This window comes from Polyangiaceae bacterium, from assembly GCA_020633235.1.
Taxonomy (GTDB): Bacteria; Myxococcota_A; Polyangia; order Polyangiales; family Polyangiaceae; genus JACKEA01.
In genome coordinates this window covers 227286-252646 of sequence record JACKEA010000005.1, presented here as the reverse complement: position 1 = coordinate 252646, position 25361 = coordinate 227286, and the positions used below count along the sequence as shown (strand labels likewise).

Here is a 25361-nt window from a genome sequence, read left to right as displayed (position 1 = left end):
CGTACCCTCGAACGCATGGTGCAAAAGGCAATGACCGTGGCGTTGCTGCTCGCCGTCGCGACCAGCGCAGCGTGCGGCAGCGACGACGCCGCCGGCAGCGGCGGCGCGGCGGGCACGGCGACCGGGGGCCAGGCGGGAGTGAGCGGGAGCGGCGGGACCGGCGGCGGCGGCGCGGGAGCCGGCGGCAGCGCCGGGACGGGAGGCGCCGCGGGCAGCGGCGGCAGCGCGGGGAGCCCTTCGACGTGCGGCACTGTGTCCACCTTCGCCGATGGCAAGACGCCGTCGAAGGAGCTGCACGTGGACGCCGCCGCCAGCAGCGGCGGAGACGGCTCCGCGCAGAGCCCTTTCCAGACACTGTCCGCCGCGCTGGGGCAGACCAGCCCCGGCACGTCCGTCGTGATCCATCCCGGCACCTACGCCGGCGGGACCTTCATCTCCGATCTCGCCGGCACCGAGAGCGCACCCATCTGGATTGGCGGCGTGGCGGGACAGCCCTTGCCCGTCATCGACGGCGGCACGGAAGGGCTGCACCTGTCGAAGGTGCGCTACCTGGTGGTCCACGATCTCGAGGTGCGGAACGCCACCGGCAACGGCATCAACTGCGACGACGGCGGTGAGACGAGCAATCCCGACGCCACGCGCTTCGTGGTGTTCGACGGCCTCGACATCCATGACATCGGCACCGGCGGCAACGAGGACTGCCTCAAGCTCTCGGGCCTCGACGACTACTTCGTGCTGAACGGGCATTTCGCCCGCTGCGGCGGCAGCGGCTCGGGCAGTGGCATCGACCACGTGGGCTGCCACGACGGCGTGATCTTCCACAGCTCGTTCGAGCAGAACAGCGGCAATGCCGTGCAAGCCAAGGGCGGCAGCGAGAACATCTTGCTCTGGAGGAACCACGTGAAGGACGGCGGTGAGCGCGCCTTCAACATGGGCGGCTCCACCGGCCCGCAGTTCTTCCGTCCGCCGCTGTCGACCACGGGCGACAACTACGAAGCCAAGAACATCCGCGCGGAAGCCAACGTCATCGAGGGCAGCGTGGCCGCCATCGCCTTCGTGGGCTGCGTCGACTGCGCCGCGATCAACAACACCATCGTGGATCCGGAGCACTGGGTGCTGCGCATCCTGCAAGAGACGACCAGCAGCGGAGCCGCCACGTTCCTCGAGGCGCAGAACGGTGTGTTCGCGAACAACCTCGTCTATTTCGACAGCTCCGCCCTCGCCACCTTCGCGAACGTGGGGCCCAACACCCAGGGAGGCAGCTTCACCTTCATGAACAACCTCTGGTACGCGCACGACGCGCCCGGGAGCTCCGCGCCCACGGGCCTGCCGGCGACCGAGAGCGGAGCCGTGGTGGGACAGGATCCGGGGCTCACGGCGGATTTCCACATCTCCGCGGCGAGCCCTGCGGCGGGCGCCGGGACGCCCCAGAGCGGCGCCCACGGCGACTTCGACGGCAGCTGCTGGCGCTCACCACCGGCCATCGGCGCGCTGGAGGCGCCCTGACGTCCCCATCCCTCGAAAAAAGTGCTAGTGCGGTCGGCCCCCCAGTGACCCAGCAGCAGATGTCCGATCCCCAGGCCGTATCCCAAGATCCCGAGCTCGAACGCATCGTCGACGAAGAAGAGGAGTGCCTCGGCCGAGTGCACAGCCACCTCGAAAACCGCGCGGCCCGCAAGAGCGAACGCCCCCCTGCGGCGGACTACGAGTCCCAGATGCTGGCGCTCCGAGACGAGATCGCGGGCGCGCGGCAAGAGGATCTCCCACCACTGCTGGAGCAGATGGACCGGCTGCAGAGCCTGGCGGCGCACCGCCGGGAGCAGAGCGAAGGCTTCGTGGACGCGCGCTCGCCGTACTTCGGTCGCCTGGTGCTGCAGGAGGGCCCGCGGCGCCGCGAGGTGCTGATCGGCCGCTCGACCTACCTGGACACCAAGAGCGGCGTGCGCATCGTGGATTGGCGCGACGCGCCGGTCAGCCGCCTCTACTACCGCTACGACGAGGGGGACGAGTACGACGAGGTGTTCGGCGACCGGGAGGTGAGCGGCGAGGTCGTCACCCGCCGCAGCCTGAACATCGTCGAGGGAGAGCTGCGGCGCATCGGCTCGCCCCAAGGCGCCTTCGCGCGGGGCACTCAGGGCAGCTGGCGGCGTCTGTCGGAGGGTGCGCTCAAGCTCACCGGAGGTCAGGGTACGGCGCTCCGAGCCGACCAGCACCACGCGCCAGGCACCCTCGGCGTGGGGGTGGACGGCGGCGATGACCGGCATCTCAAGGAGATCACCGCCCTCATCGATCCGCGGCAGTTCGATCTGATCACCAAGCCCGACAGCGGCCTGGTCGTCATCCAGGGCGGCGCCGGCAGCGGCAAGACCACCATCGGCCTGCACCGGCTGGCGTACCTCGCCTACAACGACCCCCGGCGCTTCCGCCCGGACCGCATGCTGGTGGTCGTCTTCAACCAAGCCCTGGCTCGCTACATCGGCCAGGTGCTGCCGGCGCTCGGCGTTTCCGGCCTCGCGATCCGCACCTACGAGGACTGGGCAGAGCGCACTCGAGCGCTGCAGCTGCCACGCGTGCCCCGGCGCTACACCGACGGCACGCCCTCGGTGGTCACTCGCCTGAAGAAGCACCCCACCATGCTGCGGCTGATCGACGAAGAGGTCGTTCGGCTCGGCGAAGGGATCGAAGAGAAGCTGAGCGCCGCCAGCTTGGGCGCGGAAGGCGTGAGCGCCGAGTGGCGCATGACGCAGAAGCGCCCCCTCGCCCACCGGCTCCACTCTCTGAGGACGTACCTCGAGCGGGGCGGCGCCCGGGCGCTGGACACCGACCAGCGGGTGCGCGTGGAGCGCGTGATCGCGGAAGGCCTCGCGATCACGCGGGACGTCGTGTCCGTATGGGCGGACTTGCTCAGCGATCACGATCGGCTGAAAGACGGCCTCGAGCGCTACTCCCCGGGCGCCTTCAGCGCCGACGAGCTCAAACGCGCCCACGCTTGGTGCGCTGCGCGTTCGGGAGAGATGCTGCTCGAGATCGAAGAAGCCGCCGACGCGATGACGGAAAAGCGTGAGAAGAACGCCGAGCCGCGGGAGCTGGATGGGCAGCAAGGCGTGGATGGCGCCGAGGTCGAAGAGCGCTCTGCCTTGGATCGCGAGGACGACACGCTCCTGCTTCGGCTTTGCCAGCGGCTGCGCGGCCCCCTGCGCCGGGGCGCCCGGGGCAAGGATGCGCTCGTGTACGAGCACATCTTGGTGGACGAAGCGCAGGACCTGAGCCCGGTGGAGCTTGCGGTGGTGATGGGCACCGTGAGCCGCGCCCAGAGCGTGACGCTGGCCGGCGACGTGGCTCAGCGGCTGCACATGGACAACGGCTTCTCCGACTGGAAGACCGTGCTCTCCGAGCTGGATCTGTCCCACGTGGAGATCGAGCCGCTGGAGCTATCGTACCGATCCACGGCGCCGATCCTCGAGTTCTCCCGCGAGGTGCTGGGCCCCTTGGCTACCGGCAATCCGCCCCAGGCCACCCGCGGCGGCGCGCCGGTGGAGCTGTTCTCCTTCGCCCACGCCGGCGACGCCGTCGGCTTCCTGTCCGAGGCGCTGCGGGATCTGATGACGTCCGAGCCGCAGGCCAGCGTGGCGGTCATCGCGCGCTACCCGGAGCAGGCGGACATCTACTTCAAGGGCCTGGAGAAGGGCGAGGTGTCCCGGCTGCGGCGCATCGCCGACCAGGATTTCCCCTTCAAGCCGGGCGTGGACGTGACGGACGTGCGCCAGGTGAAGGGCCTGGAATTCGACTACGTGGTGCTGGTGGAAGTGAGCCAGCAGAGCTACCCCGACGACGAGGAGGCGCGGCACTTGATGCACATTGCCGCCACCCGCGCCGCGCACCAGCTGTGGCTCTTGGCCACCGGGACGGCGTCCCCCTTGATTCCGGACCGCTTGCAGCAGCAAAGTTACTGAGCATGGACGAGCTCGGGCGAAGCGAAGCGACGAAGCGGACCGCGCGCGGGCTCTTCGTGATGCTCGCACTGTCGGCGGCGATTTCCGGTTGCCACGCCGAGCCGAGACGCGCAGCGTCGCCGCGGGACGTGGCCGCGGCGGACCAACATCCAAATTCACCGCACCATCACCATGGCGCCCTGCCCCCGGACATCGTGGCGCGTTCCGCGATGCCCTTTCACGGCCTGCGTGTGAAAGACGGCACTCCGCTGCCGCCGGACGAGCTGATGGACGCCCTGAGCGAAGCGGACGCCATTTGCGTCGGGGAGCAGCACGACAATCCGCACGCGCACTATGCGCAGCTGGTCGTGCTCGACGCCCTGATCGACAGCGCACGCATGACGGGGCGCGAGCTGGCCATCGGTTTCGAGATGTGGCAACGGCCGTTTCAAAAGGATCTGGATGCGTACGAAGCGGGCGAGACCAACGAGCAGGAGCTGCTCGAGGACAGCGAATGGGACGAGCGCTGGGGCTTCGACTACGCCTTCTACCGGCCGCTGGTGCGTCACTCCCGGCGCGCGCGGGTGCCGTTGATCGCGCTGAACGCGCGGCGCGAGCTGACGCAGAAGGTCGCGCGTAACGGGCTTTCGTCCCTGAGCGAGGACGAGGCACGAGAGATCCCGGAGCTCGACCTGGGAGACAAGCAGCACCGCGCTTGGTTCGACGAAGTGATGAAGGCGCACCCGAGCCCCCATGGGCCGTCGGACGACATCTACGTGGCGCAGGTGGTGTGGGACGAAACCATGGCGGACACCGCAGCCCGCTGGCTCGGCAAGCGTCTGCCCGCTCGTCAGATCATGATCGTGGCCGGCGAAGGCCACTGCCGCGACCACGCGATCCCTGCGCGGCTCCGGCGGCGCACCGGCGCCAAGGTGATTGGCGTCCTGCCGGTGGTGGTGTCGAGCGACGACGAGGATCCCCGCGGCGAGCTCGAAGGCTTCGACTACGGCGTGATCCTGACACCCCCGAACGAATGACACCGGCCGCATTTCTGCCGGGTCACGCCAGCCTCGGCGAACGACTGCTCTCGCTGTCCGGGATGGCGGTGATGATCGCGCTGGCCTGGCTCTTGAGCGACAACCGCTGGCGCGTACGCTGGCGCCCGGTGTTGTGGGGCGTGGGGTTGCAGCTGGTGCTGGGCCTGATGATCCTGAACCCCACGCTCCAATCGGTCTTCTTCGACCTGATCGACCGCGGCGTGCACAAGCTCCTTTCCTTTGCCGAGGCCGGCGCGAGCTTCGTGTTCCAGAGCGTGGAGCCGCACCAGATCCTGAACACCCAGGGGCAGCCCGTCACTTTCGTGGGGCGCATCTCGCCGCCAGTGAAGACCTTCGCCTTCTGGATCCTGCCCACCATCGTGTTCTTCTCGAGCCTGATGGCGATCCTCTACCACTTGGGGATCATGCAGAAGGTGGTGTGGGGCATCGCCTGGGTGATGCAGCGCACGCTGGGCACCAGCGGCGCAGAGTCGCTCTCGGCGGCAGCGAACATCTTCGTGGGCCAGACCGAGGCGCCCCTGGTGGTGCGCCCCTACGTGGACGGCATGACGCGGTCGGAGCTCTTCGCGGTGATGACCGGCGGCTTTGCCACCGTGGCCGGCGGCGTGATGGCGGCCTACGTCGGCTTCTTGAAGGACATTCCGCACATCGCCGGGCACCTGGTGACGGCCAGTATCTTGAGCGCACCCGCTTCTTTGGCGATCGCCAAGGTGATGTGCCCGGAAGTGGGCGAGCCCATCACTGCCAAGACCGTGGAGCCGGTCACCGAGAAGACCGCGTCCAACGTGCTGGAGGCCGCGGCCAACGGCGCGACGGACGGCGCCAAGCTCGCCATCAACGTGGGCGCCATGCTGATCGCCTTCGTGGGGCTCATCGCCCTGGGCGACTGGGTGCTCGGCCTGGTGAGCGTGGCGGGAGAGCCGCTGTCGCTCTCCCGCATCCTGGGCTGGCTGTTCTCCCCCATCGCCTTCTCCATGGGCGTGCCCTGGAGCGAGTCGGCAACGGTGGGGCGGCTCCTGGGCGAAAAGCTCGTGCTCACCGAGTTCATCGCCTACATCCACTTGGGGGAGCTGACCACGGCGGCGAAGCCCGTGCTGTCCGAGCGCTCGGCGGTGATCGCGAGCTACGCGTTGTGCGGCTTCGCGAACTTCGCCTCCATCGGCATCCAGCTCGGCGGGATTGGCGGCATCGCGCCGCGCCGCATGCCGGACCTCGCAGCGCTGGGATTTCGCGCGATGATCGCCGGATCCTTGGCCGCCTTCATGACCGGCACCGTCGCTGGCGTGCTCATCGGCTGAGCGCTGTCCGAAAGTGTCGATGGCACGGCGGAGGGTTCCCTCTACCCTGCCACGCAAATGAGGGCGCAGTACTTCTCCATCTTCTTGGCAATTGGGATCTTCGCGAGCTGCAGCGCGAGCGACGGCGGCAAGACACCCGCCGGCGGCGGCAGCGGCGGCACGGAAGCGGGCACCGGCGGGACGGACGCGGGCACGGGCGGCTCGATCCTGATGGATTCGGGCAGCGACGGGCCGACCAGCTGCGGCAGCACCAACGACTGCCCCAAGGGCACGTTGTGCAAATACCAGGTGTGCATCCCGAACCTCGGCACCTGCTCGACGAACGACGACTGCCCGGGCGACTCCTACTGCGACACCGACGGAATCTGCGTGCCGTACGGCATTCCTTCGAGCAAGACGAACGACCCCACGTGCGAGAAGTCGACACCCTCGCCGGGCGTGGCGCCCATCGTGCAATGCGAGTGGACCGGCCCGGCAGCGGGAGACCCGACCGCAGAGTACGTCGACATCTACTCCGCTCCCATGGTGGCGGATCTGAACTTGGATCTGGACGCTAAGAAGATCCAGCCGTCCATCGTGGTGACCACGTTCAAGACCGGCACCACCAGTCACGAGGGCATGCTGCGGGTATTCGACGGACGCACCTGCCAGGAGCAGCTCCGCATCGGCGGTCCCGACGACCCCGACATCGACGGCAACCGCGTGGGCTACGCTGCCAACTGGGCCATCGGCGACTTGGACGGCGACGTCGGCAGCTCGCCCAACGGCCACCCGGAGCTCGTCGGTCTGCATCGCGTCGGCGACACCACCAACGCCAACGATCCGCTGCAGCTAGTCGCGTTCTCCATCGACACCAGCGGGGCGCAGCCCAAGTTGGTTCGCAAGTGGCTCGGTCACACCTGTCCCGGCAATCAGCCGGTGACCTTCGCGAACAACTTGGCGAACTACGGGCCGGGACTCTGGGATCTGGACGACGATGGCGTCCCGGAGATCCTCATCGACGGCATGGTGTACGACGCCAATGGCTGCCTGCTGAATGCTCAGCCGCCGCCGTCGTCGTACCTCAACCTGGGCCTGTTCGACGTGGTGGCCGACGTGGACCTCGACGGCAAGCCGGAGCTCGTGCGGTACGACGGGATCTACGCCTGGGACACTTCGGCGAAGGCGTGGCAGCTCGAGAGCTACTTCACGCAGAGCGGGCAGAAACCCGGCCAGGTCGCCGTGGTGGACGTAGGTCACTACTCCGCCATCAACGGCAAGCCCGCCACGGATCCGTTTCCGGAGATCGTGGTGGTGAGCGCCGCGAGCACGAGCTTCAACCCGTCCTCCACCGGAAGCATCCGCGTGCAAACCCTCAGCGGCGACGTGGTGTTCGGCCCCATCGATCTCTACCACCAGACGTCGGTCTTCGGTGGCCACGGCGGGCCCCCGACCGCGAGCGACTTCGACGGCGACGGCCAAGTGGAGCTGGCCGCGGCGGCCAACGAGTTCTACGTGGTGTACGACCCGGACTGCACGTCCACCCCGCGGCCGGGTGGGCAGTGCAAGAAGCCCAACTCCGCGTTGCCGGCGGGCATCCTGTGGGCGCAGCCGTCGCAGGACTTCTCGTCGAGCGTGACGGGCTCGAGCGTGTTCGACTTCGACGGGGACGGCACCTCGGAGGTGGTGTACGGCGACGAGTGCTACGTCCGCGTGTTCGACGGGCCGACGGGGGCCGTGCGCTTCAGCGCGCCGGCATCCACCGGCACGGGCTTCGAGCTGCCGGTGATCGCCGACGTGGACGGTGACTTCGCGACGGAGATCGTGGCCGTGCGCACCACGGCGTCGAGCCTCTCCTGCCCCAGCCCCGATCCGCTGTTCCCAGCCTCGGGGCCTTGGGTTCACAAGGGCGGCTTCTCCATCCTTCGGGATCCGGAGGACCGCTGGGTGTCGTCCCGACCGATCTGGAACCAACACGCCTACAGCATCACCCACGTCACGGACGACGCCCGTGTGGTTCAGAGCAGCAAGGTGCTCGACAACTGGCAGCAGCCGGGCATGAACAATTTCCGACAGAACGCCCAAGGCGAGCTCGGCAAGTTGGCACTGGCGGACCTCACCGTGGAGCTCGACGACCTCTCCGAGGTGTGCAGCGGCAAGACCCAGACCGTGGACCTGAGCGCCAAGGTGTGCAACCGCGGCACCAACCCGGTGCAGGACGGCGCGGAGATCATCTTCTATCAGCTGCCGCCGGAGGGCGGTGCGCAGACGCTCTTGTGCAAGGTGGAGACCGGCACGCTGCTTGCGCCGGGAGACTGCACGGTGGTGCACTGCACCGGCGAGGTCGACGGCAGCAAGGACGTGTACGTCGCCGCGGACCCTGAAGGGACCATCGCGGACTGCCACCCGGGAAACAACGTCGGGGCTGGTAGCGGCAAGCTGTGCCCCACGGTCCGCTGACGGCTTGACGCGGCGCCGCTGGGCGCAAAAGCTCAGCGGCGATGCAAAAGTTCGATCAGATCTACGTCGGTGGAGAGTGGACCCAGGCCAGCGGCGACGAGCACTTCGAGGTGGTGAACGCCTCGACCGAAGAGGTCATGGGGCACGTGCCCGCCGCCACCGCCGCGGACGTTGACCGTGCGGTGGAGCGGGCGGCACAGGCCTTCCCGGCCTGGAGCGAGGCGCCGGTGGAAGAGCGAGCAGCCGCCCTGGAGCGCATCGCCGATGGGCTCGGCGCGCGTCAGGAGGAGCTGGCGAAGACCATCGCCGCCGAGGTGGGCATGCCCATCAAGCTGGCGGGTGCGATCCAGGCGGGCCTGCCCACCATGGTGCTGCGGTCCTTCGCGCAGATCGCTCGGGACTTCTCGTTCAGCGAGACCGTGGGAAACTCGGAAATCGTGCGCGAGGCCGTGGGTGTCGTGGGCTGCATCACGCCCTGGAACTACCCCTTGCATCAGGTGATAGCGAAGATCGCGCCGGCGCTTGCCGCGGGCTGCACCGTGGTGCTCAAGCCGAGCGAGGTAGCGCCGCTGTCGGCCTTCATCCTGGCAGAGGTCATCCACGCGGCGAAGCTGCCGCCGGGCGTCTTCAACCTGGTGAGTGGCGACGGCCCCACCGTGGGCGAGGCCATCGCGTCGCACCCCAAGGTCGACATGGTGAGCTTCACGGGCTCCACGCGCGCCGGAAAGCGGGTCGCGGAGCTCGCCTCCCAGGGCGTGAAGCGCGTGGCGCTGGAGCTCGGCGGCAAGAGCGCCAACGTGATCCTCGACGACGCGGACTTCGAGAAGGCCGTGAAAGCGGGCGTCAACAACTGCTACCTGAACTCCGGCCAAACCTGCTCGGCCTGGACCCGCATGTTGGTGCCTCGGGACAAGCTCCAGGAAGCGGCGGCGCTGGCCAAGACCGCCGCGGAGAAGTTCACGCTGGGCAACGCCGTGGAAGGCAGCGGTCGTCTCGGTCCCCTGGTGAGCGCGGCGCAGCGCGCCCGCGTGCGCGACTACATCCAGAAGGGCGTCGCAGAAGGCGCGACCTTGGTCACCGGGGGCGCGGAGCAGCCGGCGGATCAGCCCAAGGGGTTCTTCGTGAAGCCCACCGTGTTCTCCGACGTGAAGAACGACATGACCATCGCGCAGGAAGAGATCTTCGGCCCGGTGCTGTGCATCATTCCGTACGACAGCGAGGACGACGCCGTCCGCATCGCGAACGACACCGTGTACGGACTCGCGGGCGCCGTGTGGTCGAAGGATCCCGAGCGGGCGAAACGCGTCGCGCGCAGGCTCCGCACCGGCCAGGTCGACATCAACGGCGGCAGCTTCAACCCGCTGGCTCCGTTCGGCGGCTACAAGCAGTCGGGGCTGGGGCGCGAGTTCGGCCACCAGGGGCTGGAGGAGTTTCTGGAGACGAAGTCCCTGCAGCTGTGACGCACTGGCCCCTGGGCCGGCGCCGCGAACTGGCAAGGGCCCACTCGATTTGCCACAATGTTCCATAGGTGACTCGTCTCGCGCTGCTGCTCTCTCTCGTGGTCGTCGGCTGCACCAACGACTACGACCAGTTCGCCTTCACGGACGACGGCGGCACGGCGACGGGTGGTGGTGGCGGAGCCTCCGGAGGCAGCGCGGGGACCTCGGGAGCCGGCGGCTCGACGGGCGGAACCGCAGGCACGGGCGGAACCACCGCCGCGAGCTGCCAAGATCTGTTTGGCAATGCCCAGGGTGTGGACGCAGTTTGCGACGATCAACCGACGTCCTGCGACCTCCGCTACAACGCGCACGTGGCCACCTGCACCGAGATCTGCCAAGCGGCGGGCGCTACCTGCGACGGCGTCTTCAACAACGCCGGCCCTTGCGGACACGGGCAGCCCGCGGACTGTGGCACCTCGCAGTTCAGCTCCGCGATCTGCGTCTGCAAACGCTAGAACCGCCGCAGCCGCACCAGGTTCCGCGCCGCCATGCCGATCCCCGTTGGCGCCGGCGCCGGACCGGCATCCACGTTCGGCGTTCGATGCCGCAACCGTCCCCCGGCGATCTTGGAGTGCGCCAAGCGGAGCTGCATCGCGTTCAAGGGCAGGTAGCCGAGAGACTGAATCCAACTCGACGCGCGCCCCGCGCGAAAGCGCTTCATGATGGACGCCGGTCGGTAAAACCGTGTCCATGCTCGCACCCAGCCTTCGTGGAGCTGCTCTCGAGTCATGAGCTTGGGCTCGAAATAGGGCGAATCGCGGTCGTGATGCTCCCCGAGCCACCACTCCGGATGGGTCAAGCGGCCCTCCGAGAGTAGCCGCCGGTACAGTGCGGTTCCCGGGTAAGGCGTCAAGATAGCGAAGCTCGCCAGCGTGAGCTTCATGGCGATGGCTTCGTCCACCGTGCGGTCGAACACCGCCGGCGTGTCGGTGTCGAAGCCGAACACGAAGCTGCCCCACACGCTGATGCCGTGATCGTGCAGCATGCTCACCACCTCGCGATACTCGCCCGGACGGTTCTGCGGCTTCGCCGTGTGGCGCAAGGTGGAGTCGTCGATGCTCTCGAAGCCGATGAACAAGGCCTTGCAGCCACTGTCGGCCATGAGCTTCACGTTGTCGATCTTGCGTACCGTGGCCAACGAGCACTGGCCGATCCAGTGCTTCTTCAAGGGTGCCATGCGCCGGAACAGCTCCGCGGAATACTCGCGGTGAATCATCACGTTGTCGTCGGAGAACATGATCAGCTTGCCCAACCCACGGAGCTCCTCGATCACGTGATCCACGGGGCGGAAGCGGAACGTCTTTCCGTTGGCCGTGGACACGCTGCAGAACTCGCAGGGGTACGGGCAGCCGCGCATGGTCTGCACGGTCTGGAACGGGATGTAGCGCTTGCTGGTGAACAGATCCCGGCGCGGCACCGGCATGTCGGCCAGGTCCGGCAACTCCGGCCGATACAGCGGCTTCAGCCGCCCTGCCCGGAAGTCCTCGATCACGCGGGGCCAAATCACGTCGGCCTCGCCCACGACCACGCTGTCGGCGTGACCCAGCGCTTCCTCCGGACACGCGCTCACGTGGATCCCGCCCAGCACCACCGGGACGCCCCGCTCGCGATACGCTCGAGCGATCTGATAGCTCCGCCGCGCGGTCTTGCTGTCCACGCTGATGCCCACCAAATCCACGTCCTTCACGCTGCGAGTGAAGTCGAAGGGCGACAGCACCTCGTCCGTGTAGCTGACCTCCACGTCCCGCGGAGTCCGCGCCATCAGGATGCCTAGACCCATCCTCGGCAGGAAGGTCGAGTCTTCACTCGCCGGCGCAATCAGCTCGAGCCTCAACGAACGCTCCTACCAGTTGTCTTCCGCCACCAGCTCGAACGCCGGCCCGGCCTTGGCCTTGCCATCGTACTTGGCGAGCACAGCAACCTGCGTGCCGCTCTTCATCGTTTCCGCGTCGAACCCTTTCACGTCGGAGATGGCCACCAGGAAGAACTGGCGACTGAGCCCCATCGGATCGTGCTCCGCGCGCGGCGTGTAGGTGATCCCCATGCTGAACCCATCGTCCTTGGCCTCCACCATGGGCCCCGTGAACAGGACCCACTTGCCCTTGGCCATGGCGTCGAAGGCGCGAATGCCGGCTTCTTTCTCGTCGACCTTCTTCTGCGCCTTGAGCTTGTCTTCCATGTCCTTGGCCAGCACGAACCCCTTGGCCTCGGGATGCGCCTTCTCGATCTTCTCGCGGCGTGCGTCGGTGAGCTCGGTGTCCAGCTTGGCCGGCCGCGGGGGCTTCGATGGTGCCGTGTTGGTTTTTGCTGGTGCGGGCGCGGAAGCGGTGGGCGCGGCCACAGGGGCCGTCTTCTTCGACGCGGGCTGGGCCTCGGACTCGTCGCAACCGGCCAGCGCGAGCGCACCCAGGGCAACGCAGGTCTTGATGTCGATCATGTCTGCACGAGACTGCGTCGAGACCCGGCTGTCAACGCATCAGCGCGGCTCGGGCACCGTCGTGCCACAGTCGACGAACTCCAGGTTCGTGTCGATGCGGAAATTCGACTCGTCCGTGTGCCGTTCAGCGTGAAACAGCGCCAAGGAGTACACGTTGCCGGGCGAAATCCCCAAGCTCGACGCGGCCGTGTCCAAGTCTATTTGCTGCGTCTGCTTCGCGTGCAGGCCGCCGAGGTCGATCGCCAGCTTGTCGTTGATGAACACCCACAGATCGTCGTCGCCCTGGAAGCGGAAAGTCTCACCGCCGTTGTACTTGAACTTGGTGTGCACTTCGGTCGTGAAGTGGAAGTTGTGGGGATGCCCCTCGTTGCCCCACCCTGCGTCGTCCAGCGGAAAGAAGGCGTTGCTCTCGAAGGTGTACACGCCTCCGTTCGGCACCAAGAAGAAGAAGATGAGGTAGGGCTTGTTGATGCCGTCCGTGTTCCGATACCACTGGTCGAACTCGGTCTTGCCCGTCGTGTAGATCGTCGGTCCGTTCGAGGCATAGACGGGCTTCTGGTCCGAGCCCAGCGTGTCTTCGACGATGCCCTTCAGGCCGTCACCGGTGAAGGTCTCGAAATCAGGGTGCCCCCCCTTCGAACCGTCCTTGAAATCGCGCACGACGCCCAAGAGCACGGAGCCGCAGTTGGACTGCTTTGGCGGTGTTCCGTCAAAGGGGTCGCCGAGCTTCCGAGCCCCTTCGTCCGTCTTGGTGAACCCCACGGGATAGCCGTCCGGACCGATGGGGAAGCTCAAGCCACCGCCTGTGCCCGCGGCACCGTCGCTGTTACCACCGCCGTCGATCATCAAGATCCCGCCGGTCCCTCCCCCGCCGCCAGTTCCTGAAGCACCCCCCGCGCCCTTGGCCTTCGCCGTCTCGCCGTCGTCGCCGCCGCAGGCCGTCGCCAGCGCCAGCAACACCATCGCCGTCCACTGTGTGCGCGCCCACATGCACCCAGTGTAGCCTACCCTGCCGCCAGCGCCGAGGGACGTTTCCGCGGCGGACCGACATCAATATGGAACTAGCTGCTGTCGGGCGTGATCAGCTCCCTCCCTTCGACGCGCAGGGGATGCTTGCGTCCGATGGTCCACGTCATGTCGTCGGCGGTTCCTGTCACGGTGATGCGACCGCCGTGGATGCCTTCGAGGTGGCACCAGAGGCAGTCGCCCGCCATGTTGAAGGGGTCGTCCGTGCCGCCTTTGCTGCGGAACAGCAGATGATGGGGCGTCATGTCGTGGCGTGAGCACACCGGGCTCGTGCATTCGTAGCGATCGCGGGCGTAGATGTGCGACCACTTCTCGTGGTGGTTGCACATGTGCTTCCACGCATCCCAGAACTTGTTGCACAAGAAGCGCATCGTGCTGCCGTCCAGGCGCGGACCCATCACGCGCTCGAAGCAACGCAGCGCGCGGGAGATGTCGCGGCTGACCCGTAGGTTCAAGCGGATCGGCGCCCCCGCGGACGTTTGGCCTTTGGGCTCCTCCATGGCCGAGTGGTCACCCTGAAGGATGCGCGTCTCGATGGCCTGCACCTGTCGCACCTGCTCGTCCGTCGGCGGCGTGCTCTGGTTCAGCATCCGCGCGGCGTTCACGTCCTCTCGAAGGTGCTTCACGGTGCGGCGGCGCGCGCGGTCCACCCATGCTTCGGCGCTGCCCGCGGTCGCGACCGTCGAGATGGCCATCGCCGCAGCGTGACCGACGCGCCCACTGCGCAGCGCCTCTTTCACCGGCGCGTGCAGCCAGCGCGCGAGCGTCAGCTTCGACTTGAGCGACGACGCGCTCATGCCCAGACGTTCGCGCGCGTACTGCGCGAGACTCGCGTAGCCGAGGCGGAGCCACCCGTCCATGCGCTGAAACGACTGCGCCGCTTCCCCAGCGCGACCTCGCGCGCGATCATCTTCTTGTTGAGGGCCACGATGCGCTCGTGGAGGTCGCCCTCCGAGACGTTCTCCGGGATCTCCAGCGCCTGACGAGCGGGGACGTTGTGCTCGCACAGGCGCTCCGACTCCTCGCGCCACGCGGCGAGCTGCTCGAGCCACGCGAGCCGCTTGGCGTCCAGACCCGCAGCGGCCTTCTCCATGGGAATGAGGCGGTCGATGTCCGTCGGCGTGAGCTCTTCCGCGGCCTCGGCGAGCATCGCCTCGAGAAAGAAGTCCGACCCCTGCCGCGAGCCCACGAGGTGCTCGAAGAAGCGATGCGTCCAGGCGAACAGCAGCGCGTCCTTCGTGCTCAGCGTCACCCTGAGCGTGCACTCCACGTCCGCCTCCGCGGCCGCCAGCAAGCGCGCGGACATTTGGCCCACGATGTCGCTCGGCGCGGGCTCCACGCGGCCACCCGCGGACGTTTGGCCTTGGCCGCTCTTTGGACCCGCGGACATTTGGCCTCCTGCACCCGCCTCCGCGTCAGCCTCTGAAGACGCCAGGCCGGCCGAGTCGTGACCCGCGGACATTTGGCCTGCTGCAACTACCTCCGCGTCGCCCTCGGAGGACGCCAGGCCAGCCGAGTCCGCGGACATTTGGCCTCCTGCACCCGCCTCCGCGTCAGCCTCTGAAGACGCCAGGCCGGCCGAGTCGTGACCCGCGGACATTTGGCCTGCTGCAACTACCTCCGAGTCCGCGGACGTTTGGCCCGCGCTCTTCAACCCCGGCATCGGCACCTGTCCGCTCTCGGCCCGCTCCGACACGGCGGCAAACAGGCTTCGCAGCTGGCGCACCGTCGATCGCGAAGCCAACGCGGCCAGCGCAACATCGGTATCGGCCGACGCATGCCGGGCGACCAGCTCCGCCATCGACCAGCCCACGCGTCCGTCGAGCAACGCCCGCCGCAGCGCCGGCAACTCCGAAAGCCGCCGCGCCAACGTCCGCGTCTCGCTCACCCAGCGCGCGCTCCGCCCGCAATTCTGAAGCGCGTACGCCTCCATCGACGAATACCCGAGCTCATGATGCCAGCTCTTTCGCGCAAACTCGTTCAGCAGCGTCCCGAGCTCCAACCGGTCGCGCCCGTTGCCCAGGGCCAGCTCGAACAGGCGCTCGTCCGCGGCTCGGATCCTTTCCAACGGGACTTCCGGGGTGACATCGCGCTCGGTGCGCCGCCGGATGCGCCCCGCAAGCCCACGCCCCACGTCCGGGTCGGAGTCGCGACCCGTCCCTCTCGCGGCAGGCGTTCCAGCTACAGAGCCTCTCGAGGCACTGCTCCGCGGCGCCAGCCTCGGCCGAGCTCTGTCTCGGACGCGAATGAGGTCTCGCGACGTCAGTACTGCCGCACCGTAGGTGAAACCCCCGCGCATTGCGCTCGGTCCGGTCCCGGCTCCTGGCACTGGTCCCGTTCGTGCGGGAGTGCCCACGGCACCCGCCACTTCGGTCCCGAGCGCACCCCACACGCCACGTACCGCACGCGTCCCCCGCCCAGGCCGACGGAATCGACCAACATCAAACGCCTGGAGCTCCACCCCCATCTTCATCCCCGCAGCCTAGCCATCCAAAAGACAAGCGCAAGCCAAGGGCAGTCATTTTTTGTCACCTCTACTGCGCCTGTCGAGCTTGGATGTTGTTTCGCCGCGGAACCATCGCTGACAATGAAGCACCAAGCTGCGTCAGTTACTGTCGCAGCACCGCACCTTGCGCAGGCTTTCCGCCTCTGACGTAGGCTGCGCTCCACTTTGGGCATAGAGGAGCGCTGCAGGCACAGGCACGGCTACCGCGACACGCAGCGCACGACGGCCAATTGTCCGCGACGTCCCGACGAGCAACGGCATGACGGCGGGCGGCCGAACGGACACGCGGCGGCCAATTGTCCGCGACGACGGCTACCCCGACGGGCAGCGCGCGGCAGCCATTTCTCGGCGACGACCCGACGGGCAGCCCAAGACGGGCGGCCGAACGGACACGCGGCGGCCAATTGTCCGCGACGACGGCTACCCCGACGGGCAGCGCGCGGCAGCCATTTCTCGGCGACGACCCGACGGGCAGCCCAAGACGGGCGGCCGAACGGACACGCGGCGGCCAATTGTCCGCGACGACGGCGTCCGCGACGGGCGGCGCACGACGGCCGATTGTCCGCGATATCTCGACGGGCAACAGCACGATGGGCGGGCACTGTAACGGACGCGCGGCAGCTGTCCGCGACGACGGCGTCCGCGACGGGCGGCGCACGACGGCCGATTGTCCGCGATATCTCGACGGGCAACAGCACGATGGGCGGGCACTGTAACGGACGCGCGGCAGCTGTCCGCGACAACGGCGACCGCGACGGGCGACGCACGACGGCCAATTGTCCGCGACGATGACCGCCGGACGATGGACACCCGCCGCCCACCGCGACAGACAACGCACGACGGCCAATTGTCCGCGAGATCCCGACGGGCAACGGCACGACGGCGGGCACACGAAAGGACACGCGGCAGCCGAGTGTCCCCGACGGTGACGGCAGGACGATGGAACTCGCCGCCCACCGCGACGGGGGGCCAATTGTCCGCAACGACGGCGACCGCGACGGGCGGCGCGACGGCCAATTGTCCGCGACAACGACGGGCGCGACGGGCAGCCGTAGGCACGCCGACCGCAACGACAACGGCGGGCAGGCACAGCAACCGCGACGGGCGGCGCGCGACGGCCAATTGTCCGCGACAACGACGGGCGCGACGGGCAGCCGTAGGCACGCGACGGCCAATTGTCCGCGACGGGCGCGACGGCAGCCAGGCACGCCGACCGCAACGACAACGGCGGGCAGGCACAGCAACCGCGACGGGCGGCGCGCGACGGCCAATTGTCCGCGACATCCCGACGGGCAACGGCACGACGGGCGGGCGGGCGGGCGAACGGGCTCGCGGCCGCCAATTGTCCGCGAATGCGCCCGCCAGACGATGGGACTCGCCGCCCACCGTGACGGGCGGCGCACGACGGCCAATTGGTCCGCGACGTCCCGACGAGCAACGGCATGACGGGCGGGCACACCAACGGACGCGCGGCAGCCGTTTGTCCGCGACAACGGCGGGCAGGCACGCCGACCGCAACGACAACGGCGGGCAGGCGCGCCCGACCGCGACGGGCGACGCACGACGGCCAATTGGTCCGCGATGTCGACGGGCGCGACGGGCAGCCAATTGTCCGCGATGTCGACGGGCGCGACGGGCAGCCGTAGGCACGCCGACCGCAACGACAACGGCGGGCAGGCACAGCAACTGCGACGGGCGGCGCGCGACGGCCAATTGTGAGCGATGTCGACGGGCGCGACGGGCAGCCAATTGTCCGCGATGTCGACGGGCGCGACGGGCAGCCGTAGGCACGCCGACCGCAACGACAACGGCGGGCAGGCACAGCAACCGCGACGGGCGGCGCGCGACGGCCAATTGTCCGCGACATCCCGACGGGCAACGGCACGACGGGCGGGCGGGCGGGCGAACGGGCTCGCGGCCGCCAATTGTCCGCGAATGCGCCCGCCAGACGATGGAACTCGCCGCCCACCGTGACGGGCGGCGCACGACGGCCAATTGGTCCGCGACGTCCCGACGAGCAACGGCATGACGGGCGGGCACACCAACGGACGCGCGGCAGCCGTTTGTCCGCGACAACGGCGGGCAGGCACGCCGACCGCAACGACAACGGCGGGCAGGCGCGCCCGACCGCGACGGGCGACGCACGACGGCCAATTGGTCCGCGATGTCGACGGGCGCGACGGGCAGCCAATTGTCCGCGATGTCGACGGGCGCGACGGGCAGCCGTAGGCACGCCGACCGCAACGACAACGGCGGGCAGGCACAGCAACCGCGACGGGCGGCGCGCGACGGCCAATTGTCCGCGACAACGACGGGCGCGACGGGCAGCCGTAGGCACGCCGACCGCAACGACAACGGCGGGCAGGCGCGCCCGACCGCGACGGGCGACGCACGACGGCCACTTGTCCGCGATGTCGACGGGCGCGACGGGCAGCCAATTGTCCGCGATGTCGACGGGCGCGACGGGCAGCCGTAGGCACGCCGACCGCAACGACAACGGCGGGCAGGCGCGCCCGACCGCGACGGGCGACGCACGACGGCCAATTGTCCGCGATGTCGACGGGCGCGACGGGCAGCCAATTGTCCGCGATGTCGACGGGCGCGACGGGCAGCCAATTGTCCGCGATGTCGACGGGCGCGACGGGCAGCCAATTGTCCGCGAACGACGGCCGGACAACGGACTCTCGCCGACCAGCACGACAGGCCGCCAATTGGGGACTCTCGCACGACGGGCACGACGGACACGACGGGCACGACGGGCAGCCAATCGTCCGCGTCGTGGCGCAGGACAACGGACGGGCGCGACGGAGGTGGCGTTGCTACGGCCGGGCACGGGGCACGTGCCGACGGGCACGTCCGGGCGCCCAACCAAGCCATGCACGAGCGAGCTGGGTGTAGCCCGCATTACATCGCATTACTTCGAGCGTGGGTACGGCAGCCGAGCTCCGTCGACACCGTAGGACCGGGCATGGCCTTCCCGATCCTTCCCCGCCCACGCGTTGTCGCATCGTTCGGCGTTACCGCTGGACTGCTGACGGTCGCGGCGGCGCCGCCCGCACATGCCCAGTCGCTTCGCGTCGGAGGCGGCGTTGCAGCGCCACTCGAACCCTCGGCGTTCACGGATCTGTATTCCCTCGGCTTCCACGGTGGCCTCGAGCTCATGGACACTGTGGGAAAGTCGAAACGCACGGCGCTCGGGTTCGCCGTGTACCACCACCGCTTCGCCATCGACACCGAGGGAGTACGAGACCAGTGGCGGGCGCAAGGTGTGCCGAACGACGTGCCCTACGAGATCCACGGCGGCACCTTCGTGGCCACCGAAGCCTACTTCTACGCCCGCTACGCCTTGGCCAGGTCCGGCGCGTCCCCCTTCCTTCTGGGCGGCGCGGGAGCAGGCATCACGGACGCCACCAAGCTCACCGTTCGCCTGGGCGACACGACCAAAGAGACCGACGCGAAGGCCAACGTGGACCCGATGATGACCATCGGCCTTGGCATCGACATCCCTCTGGGCCCGGTGAAGCTGTTCGGCCAAGCGCGCGTCTCGCTCATCTTGACCGACGGCGACAACACCATCATGACGCCCATTACCGTGGGCGTCGGATTCTGAGCACGTCGCGCCGTCACATCACGTCGCGCCGCCACATCACGTCGCGCCGCCACATCACGTCGCGCCGCCACATCACGTCGCGCCGCCACATCACGTCGCGCCGTCTCATCACGTCGCGCCGTCTCATCACGTCGCGCCGTCACACTACGTCGCGCCGTCACATCACGTCGCGCCGCCACACTACGTCGCGCCGCACATCAGGTCGCGCCGCACATCGCGTCGCGCTAGCGCGCTTCGACTCGAAATCGCGGCGCGGTGATGCGTTCGCTCTGGCACTTGGGGCAGCGCGAGGGACGCGTCTTCTTTTCGCGCTTCTTGAAGCCGAAGCCGCACTCCTGGCACACAGCCGGCTCCACCACGAGGCGCTCGCCGGTGCGCGCCAGTGACCGCTCGATGTGCTCGAGGTGCTCTGCCACGTCCTTCTCGCGAATGCTGACCAGGTACGACAGCTCGTGAGCGTCGAGGGCTCGGTCGCGGAGGGCGTCCGTGAGCGCTTGGCGCACCGTGCTCATGCTCGAGCCACCGGCAGCGCCTCGCGCTTCTCGAAACCGAAGCCGCACTCCTGGCACACAGCCGGCTCCACCACGAGGCGCTCGCCGGTGCGCGCCAGTGACCGGTCGATGTGCTCGACGTCCTTCTCGCGAATGCTGACCAGGGCGTCCGTGAGCGCTTGGCTCATGCTCGAGCCACCGGCAGCGCCTCGCGCTTCTCGAAACCGAAGCCGCACTCCTGGCACACAGCAGGCTCCACCACGAGGCGCTCGCCGGTGCGCGCCAGTGACCGGTCGATGTGCTCGACGTCCTTCTCGCGAATGCTGACCAGGGCGTCCGTGAGCGCTTGGCTCATGCTCGAGCCACCGGCAGCGCCTCGCGCTTCTCGAAACCGAAGCCGCACTCCTGGCACACAGCAGGCTCCACCACGAGGCGCTCGCCGGTGCGCGCCAGTGACCGGTCGATGTGCTCGACGTCCTTCTCGCGAATGCTGACCAGGGCGTCCGTGAGCGCTTGGCTCATGCTCGAGCCACCGGCAGCGCCTCGCGCTTCTCGAAGCCGAAGCCGCACTCCTGGCACACAGCCGGCTCCACCACGAGGCCCTCGCCGGCGCGCGCCAGTGACCGCTCGATGTGCTCGACGTCCTTCTCGCGAATGCTGACCAGGGCGTCCGTGAGCGCTTGGCTCATGCTCGAGCCACCGGCAGCGCCACACGATCGAGCCGGGTCTTGTGCACGCGCATGCGCCAGTCGATGCCGATCACGTCGCCTTCCTGGAGCTCGAGCCACACGTTTTCGCCCTGTAGCGGCTCGCTCGAGAGGATCAGGTGATTGACGAAGCCGCTCTCGCTCGGCGCTTCGCACTCCGGAGACAGGCTGGGACAGTCGTCGCGGTCGGCACAGCGGTTCTTGTAGCTCGACCAGAACAGCTCCTTGCCGCCGTGGCTCGCGACCATGGTGTCGCCGTCGGTCACGATGGTGGTGAGCAGCGCGCGCTTGTCGACGTCGACGATCTCCCGCACCTTCAGCAGGGCGCTCTTCAGCGCCCGTGTCACGTCCTCCGCGGAATGTCGCCGCGACAGCGGGCCGATCTCGGCCAGCCGCGACAGGAAGATGAAGAACACCGTCTCGCTGTCGGTGTCTCCCAGGATGAAGCCCCGGAGCCTCGGAGCCACCTCGCGCAGGAGCGCCGAGCGGTACTTCTCGAACTCCGGGATGTCCCCGTTGTGGGCGAAGACCCAGCGGCCGTATTGAAACGGATGGCAGTTGAGGACGGTCTTCTCCCCCTGAGTCGCCTTGCGCACGTGAGCCAGCACGGTCTCCGACGAGACCACGCCGCTCAGCCGATGAAACAGCTGATCGCCCAGCGCGAACTGGGGGCTGCGGGTGACGTGGGGCGCCCCGTCCACGTAAAATGCAACGCCCCAACCGTCCGGGTGGTCGTTGCTCTGCACCCCGAGGGCGTTCTCCGCCGCCAGCAGGGATCGGTGCACTTGACTGGGAATGACGCTGCGAAAGCCGAAAAGACGACACATGTAGAAAGCGCCCCAGCATGCCACACCTGGGCTTTTCAGGCGATCCGAGGCTGGTTGTCGCACGTAACCAGTAGGCTCGGTGGAGCGTACGAAAACTCAGACCATGCCCCGACAAGACAGCCCTCTCGATCGCCTCGTCGCCCGCCGCCGCTTCGTCCAGGCCGCGGCCGCAGGCACCGTCGTTTCCCTGCTCGGCAGCTTATGGGTGGTGCTGGACGAGCCCATCGCCGAGGCCCGGGCCGACGGCCGCCCGCGGGTGCCGCCGGGCCAGCGCGTGATCAGCCACCTCAAGCCCATGGGCGGGGACGCGGGCAGCCCCAATCCCGGAGACTTCTCCCTGAAGGTGCACGGCCTGGTGGAAAAGCCCTTCAGCGTCAGCTTCAAGGAGCTGCTCGCGCTGCCGCAGACGGAGCGTAAGGTCGACGTGCACTGCGTGACCGGTTGGACCGCCCTCGACGTCGCCATGAAGGGCGTGAAGGTGAAGGACCTCGCCGCCCGCGCCAAGCCGAAGAAGCACGCGCGCCACGTGATCTTCGAAGCCGCCCACGGCTACACCTCGAACGTGCGCATCCAGGAAGCCCTCGCCGACAGCGTGATGATCGTGCATCACCTCGCGGGTCGTCCCCTGCCCCGCTCCCACGGTGCTCCGGCTCGCGTGGTGGTGCCCGACCTCTACTTCTGGAAGAGCGCGAAGTGGATCACGGGCATTCGCTTCGTCTCCCGGGACGAGCCCGGCTACTGGGAGAACCGCGGCTACAACAACCACGCCGATCCCTGGAAGGAAGAGCGCTACAGTTGAAGAAGCTCAAGCTGCGACCGTGGCTCCGCGCGCTGCATCGGGACGCGGGCTACTTCGTCGTCGGGCTCACGGTGATCTACGCCCTGAGCGGTCTCGCCGTGAATCACATCAAGGACTGGGACCCGAACTTCACCCAGATCAACCGTACCCATCACGTCGCCACGCCGCTGCCGGAAGGCGACGACGCCATCGCGGACAAGGTGCTCGGCGAGCTGAAGGTGAAAGAAAAGCCCGACGAGGTCTATCGCGCCGACGACACCCAGCTCGACATCGTGCTGAAGGAGCGCACCTTCCACGTGAACACCGAAAACGGCACCGTCAACGAAGAGGGCCAGAAACCGCGCTTCTTCCTGCGTCTTGCCAACTGGCTGCACCTGAACCGCGGCAAGAAGGCGTGGTCCTACGTGGCCGACAGCTATGCCGTCATCCTGTTGTTCTTGGCGGGCTCGGGGCTGTTCATGATCCCCGGAAAGAAGGGCCTCAAGGGCCGCGGCGCCGTCATCGCGCTAATCGGCGCCGCCGTGCCGGTGGCCTACGTGGTGTTGTCCGGCGGTCCCTGACGCGTGTCGCGGGGGCCACGCGTCCCCACGAAAGATCCGCAAAATAGCGCCGGCACGCGAGTTGCCAGGGTTCGGGGCATGCTGCCCTTCGTCGCCCCACCCCGCGGCGCCCACGCTCTGCTCCTCGCGCTGCTGAACCTCGTCCTGCTGCTGCTCGTGGTGCTCCTCATGTCCGGCTGCGCCACCCGAGCTCCCCAGGTGCGCGTCTCGCCGCCGGTTCACGAGAGCACGATGGCGCCCACCACCATCGCGGACCGCGCCTTTGTCGTGGTCCGCGCCGAAGGCGCCGCCTACGCCCTGACCGAGCCGAGCGCGGCCCACGCTCCATCGTCCGACGAAGCCCGCGTCCTGTTTCGCGCCGCAGCCATCCCGACAACTTTCGTCGTCGTCGGCCCCGCCGGCCAGTGCCGCGCCGAGAGCCGCGAGCGCGTCGTGCTGGCCCTGCCCTCCAGCACCTGGACTGCCCGCGCCCTCTCGGACTGCGCCACCCGCATCTCCCAGGGCTTCGCCCTCGCCCTCCCCGGCTCCATCGGCTCGGTCCGCTGGGTCGAGCCCGACATGGGCCAAGAGCGCGGCCTCACGCCGGATCCGGAGCTTGACCAGGACGAGATCTGGCAGAGCCGCTTCGACGTCCCCGACGCGGACTTCAGCCTGTATCAGCTGAGCTTCATCCATCACGTCGCCCCCCATCACAGCGAAGAGAGCGTGCGCGTCGTCGTCGCCGACGAGCTCGGAAAGCCCGTCGAGAGCTACGACGATTTCTCCGTCCGCGGTTTGGTGCAGAGCGACGCCGGCACCTGGCTCACGCTCCTCGGCCACGACGACGCCGAGAGCATCCGCGTCGTCCGCCTGCTTCCGGGCGAAGGTCGCATCGCCCTCGACGCCCGCATCTCCGTGTTCGGAGAGTAGCCTCTCGGTTCATTTTGATGTCGGTCCGCCGCGGAACCTCGCGGCCCGCCGGCTCAGCTCAGCTGGGTCAGCACCGCGTCCGTCACGGCGCTCATCTTGGCGGCCCGCTCGGTACCGACCAGATCGTAGGTCAGCGTCTTGCCTTCGGCGAGCACCGCACGCACCGCGCTCTCCACGGCATCCCCCGCTTTCACCAGATCCGCGTCGTCCTTGCGATCTCCGAGCCACTTGAGCGCTTCCCCCGTGGCCAGGATCATGGCCATGGGGTTCGCCTTGTCCTGTCCCGCGTGCTTCGGCGCGGAGCCGTGGATGGGCTCGAACATGCCGTGCTCGTCCCCCACGTTGCAGCCCACGGCGAGGCCCATCCCGCCCTGCAGCACGGAGGCGAGATCGGTCACGATGTCCCCGAACATGTTCGTGGTGACCACCACGTCGTAGTACTCCGGCTGCCCGATGAGCCACTGGGTGAAGGCGTCGACGATGGCCACGTCCTTGTCGATTTCCGGGTACTCCCGGCCGACCTCTCCGAAGACTTCGTCGAACAGGCGACAACCCTCGAGCACGTTGTTCTTCACCAGCACCGTCACTCGGCGCTTCCCGTCCTTGGGCGCGCCATTGCGCTTCTTGGCAAGCTCGAAGGCAAGCCGGATGACGCGCTCCGACGCCGCGCGGGTGATGAGGCGCACGTCCGTCGCGGCCAGCGCACGCCCGCCGGGGCGCGACGTGCCACCCATTCCGGAGTAGAGCCCCTCGGTGTTCTCGCGCACGAACACCATGTCGACGTTCTCGGGCTTCCACACCTGCTGATGCGCGCCGCTGATCCGATGCGTGACGCCGTCGTACAACTTCACCGGGCGGATGTTCGCGAACAGATCCAACCGCGTGCGGTTCCCGAGCACCGGCGAGTACCCCGCCATGTGACCGTTGGGCATCATCACGGGGCCCTTGCCCGTAGGCGACGGCCAGCCGACGGCTCCGAGCAGGATCACGTCGGCTTGATGACAGCGCGCCTCCGAGCCTTCCGGCCAATCGCGACCGTGCTCGAGGAAGTACTGCCCACCACAGGGGATCTCGTCGATCGCGAAGGAGAGTTTGAAAGCTTTCTGCACGCGGTCGAGCACGCGCCGCGCCTGGGTGGCGATCTCGCGACCAATGCCATCCCCCGGCAGCAGCACGACGTCGTAGGTCTTCGCCATGCCTAGCCATGCCCGCGTGCCCCGGATGGGTCAAGCGCGAGGAAAGACGCGCTGCGGCAACAACTGA

23 protein-coding genes are annotated in these 25361 nt (G+C 68.2%); 11 read left to right on the top strand and 12 right to left on the bottom strand.

What is annotated here, in order from left to right; all coding sequences use genetic code 11:
• Positions 1 to 15: 15 nt before the first annotated feature.
• From H6717_26960 to H6717_26930, 7 genes are all read left to right on the top strand, one after another.
• The gene (locus H6717_26960) at positions 16 to 1506 is read left to right on the top strand and encodes a hypothetical protein (GenBank protein MCB9580700.1); all 1491 of its coding nucleotides are present in this window, start codon (positions 16 to 18) and stop codon (positions 1504 to 1506) included.
• A gap of 44 nt (positions 1507 to 1550) precedes the next feature.
• On the top strand, positions 1551 to 3953 hold the full coding sequence (locus tag H6717_26955; protein MCB9580699.1) for an ATP-binding domain-containing protein: 2403 nt from the start codon (positions 1551 to 1553) through the stop codon (positions 3951 to 3953).
• A gap of 2 nt (positions 3954 to 3955) precedes the next feature.
• Positions 3956 to 4969 (top strand): ChaN family lipoprotein, encoded by a 1014-nt coding sequence (locus H6717_26950; protein MCB9580698.1) that lies wholly within the window; start codon positions 3956 to 3958, stop codon positions 4967 to 4969.
• Positions 4966 to 6288, top strand: coding sequence for a NupC/NupG family nucleoside CNT transporter (locus tag H6717_26945; protein ID MCB9580697.1), 1323 nt, complete (start codon positions 4966 to 4968; stop codon positions 6286 to 6288). Before H6717_26950 ends, H6717_26945 begins: the two co-directional genes overlap by 4 nt.
• A 57-nt stretch (positions 6289 to 6345) precedes the next feature.
• The gene (locus tag H6717_26940) at positions 6346 to 8727 is read left to right on the top strand and encodes a hypothetical protein (protein MCB9580696.1); all 2382 of its coding nucleotides are present in this window, start codon (positions 6346 to 6348) and stop codon (positions 8725 to 8727) included.
• A gap of 41 nt (positions 8728 to 8768) precedes the next feature.
• The gene (locus H6717_26935; GenBank protein MCB9580695.1) at positions 8769 to 10187 is read left to right on the top strand and encodes an aldehyde dehydrogenase family protein; all 1419 of its coding nucleotides are present in this window, start codon (positions 8769 to 8771) and stop codon (positions 10185 to 10187) included.
• Positions 10188 to 10255: 68 nt separating this feature from the next.
• The gene (locus H6717_26930) at positions 10256 to 10681 is read left to right on the top strand and encodes a hypothetical protein (protein MCB9580694.1); all 426 of its coding nucleotides are present in this window, start codon (positions 10256 to 10258) and stop codon (positions 10679 to 10681) included.
• Here H6717_26930 and H6717_26925 read toward each other — a convergent pair.
• The 5 genes from H6717_26925 to H6717_26905 form a co-directional block, all read right to left on the bottom strand.
• Entirely contained in the window at positions 10678 to 12060 is a 1383-nt protein-coding gene (locus H6717_26925) for a B12-binding domain-containing radical SAM protein (GenBank protein MCB9580693.1), read from the bottom strand. The two genes, H6717_26930 and H6717_26925, sit on opposite strands and share 4 nt — an antisense overlap.
• Before the next feature lie 9 nt (positions 12061 to 12069).
• Positions 12070 to 12663 (bottom strand): hypothetical protein, encoded by a 594-nt coding sequence (locus tag H6717_26920; protein ID MCB9580692.1) that lies wholly within the window; start codon positions 12661 to 12663, stop codon positions 12070 to 12072.
• Positions 12664 to 12702: 39 nt separating this feature from the next.
• On the bottom strand, positions 12703 to 13626 hold the full coding sequence (locus H6717_26915) for a fibro-slime domain-containing protein (GenBank protein ID MCB9580691.1): 924 nt from the start codon (positions 13624 to 13626) through the stop codon (positions 12703 to 12705).
• 98 nt (positions 13627 to 13724) lie between these two features.
• A complete protein-coding gene (locus tag H6717_26910) occupies positions 13725 to 14486 on the bottom strand; it encodes a hypothetical protein (GenBank protein ID MCB9580690.1) in 762 nt (253 codons plus the stop codon).
• On the bottom strand, positions 14483 to 15823 hold the full coding sequence (locus H6717_26905) for a hypothetical protein (protein ID MCB9580689.1): 1341 nt from the start codon (positions 15821 to 15823) through the stop codon (positions 14483 to 14485). The genes H6717_26910 and H6717_26905 overlap by 4 nt, the downstream gene beginning before the upstream one ends.
• Before the next feature lie 3532 nt (positions 15824 to 19355).
• On the opposite strand from H6717_26905, the gene H6717_26900 reads away from it, so the two are divergent.
• Complete coding sequence (locus tag H6717_26900; GenBank protein MCB9580688.1) at positions 19356 to 19805, top strand: hypothetical protein; 450 nt, start codon at positions 19356 to 19358, stop codon at positions 19803 to 19805.
• A 224-nt stretch (positions 19806 to 20029) separates the two neighbouring features.
• On the opposite strand, the gene H6717_26895 is transcribed toward H6717_26900, so the two are convergent.
• The 6 genes from H6717_26895 to H6717_26870 are packed head-to-tail and all read right to left on the bottom strand — an operon-like array spanning position 20030 to position 21830.
• Complete coding sequence (locus H6717_26895) at positions 20030 to 20317, bottom strand: transcriptional regulator (GenBank protein MCB9580687.1); 288 nt, start codon at positions 20315 to 20317, stop codon at positions 20030 to 20032.
• A complete protein-coding gene (locus H6717_26890; protein MCB9580686.1) occupies positions 20314 to 20484 on the bottom strand; it encodes a hypothetical protein in 171 nt (56 codons plus the stop codon). Before H6717_26890 ends, H6717_26895 begins: the two co-directional genes overlap by 4 nt.
• Complete coding sequence (locus H6717_26885; protein ID MCB9580685.1) at positions 20481 to 20651, bottom strand: hypothetical protein; 171 nt, start codon at positions 20649 to 20651, stop codon at positions 20481 to 20483. The genes H6717_26890 and H6717_26885 overlap by 4 nt, the downstream gene beginning before the upstream one ends.
• Complete coding sequence (locus H6717_26880; protein ID MCB9580684.1) at positions 20648 to 20818, bottom strand: hypothetical protein; 171 nt, start codon at positions 20816 to 20818, stop codon at positions 20648 to 20650. Before H6717_26880 ends, H6717_26885 begins: the two co-directional genes overlap by 4 nt.
• Complete coding sequence (locus H6717_26875) at positions 20815 to 20985, bottom strand: hypothetical protein (GenBank protein ID MCB9580683.1); 171 nt, start codon at positions 20983 to 20985, stop codon at positions 20815 to 20817. Before H6717_26875 ends, H6717_26880 begins: the two co-directional genes overlap by 4 nt.
• A complete protein-coding gene (locus H6717_26870; GenBank protein MCB9580682.1) occupies positions 20982 to 21830 on the bottom strand; it encodes a class II glutamine amidotransferase in 849 nt (282 codons plus the stop codon). The genes H6717_26875 and H6717_26870 overlap by 4 nt, the downstream gene beginning before the upstream one ends.
• A gap of 103 nt (positions 21831 to 21933) precedes the next feature.
• Here H6717_26870 and H6717_26865 point away from each other — a divergent pair, with 103 nt between their 5' ends.
• From H6717_26865 to H6717_26855, 3 genes are all read left to right on the top strand, one after another.
• The gene (locus H6717_26865) at positions 21934 to 22629 is read left to right on the top strand and encodes a molybdopterin-dependent oxidoreductase (protein ID MCB9580681.1); all 696 of its coding nucleotides are present in this window, start codon (positions 21934 to 21936) and stop codon (positions 22627 to 22629) included.
• Entirely contained in the window at positions 22605 to 23189 is a 585-nt protein-coding gene (locus tag H6717_26860) for a PepSY-associated TM helix domain-containing protein (GenBank protein MCB9580680.1), read from the top strand. Before H6717_26865 ends, H6717_26860 begins: the two co-directional genes overlap by 25 nt.
• A 78-nt stretch (positions 23190 to 23267) precedes the next feature.
• A complete protein-coding gene (locus H6717_26855) occupies positions 23268 to 24098 on the top strand; it encodes a hypothetical protein (GenBank protein MCB9580679.1) in 831 nt (276 codons plus the stop codon).
• 53 nt (positions 24099 to 24151) lie between these two features.
• On the opposite strand, the gene H6717_26850 is transcribed toward H6717_26855, so the two are convergent.
• Entirely contained in the window at positions 24152 to 25294 is a 1143-nt protein-coding gene (locus H6717_26850) for an isocitrate/isopropylmalate dehydrogenase family protein (protein ID MCB9580678.1), read from the bottom strand.
• Positions 25295 to 25361 lie beyond the last annotated feature (67 nt).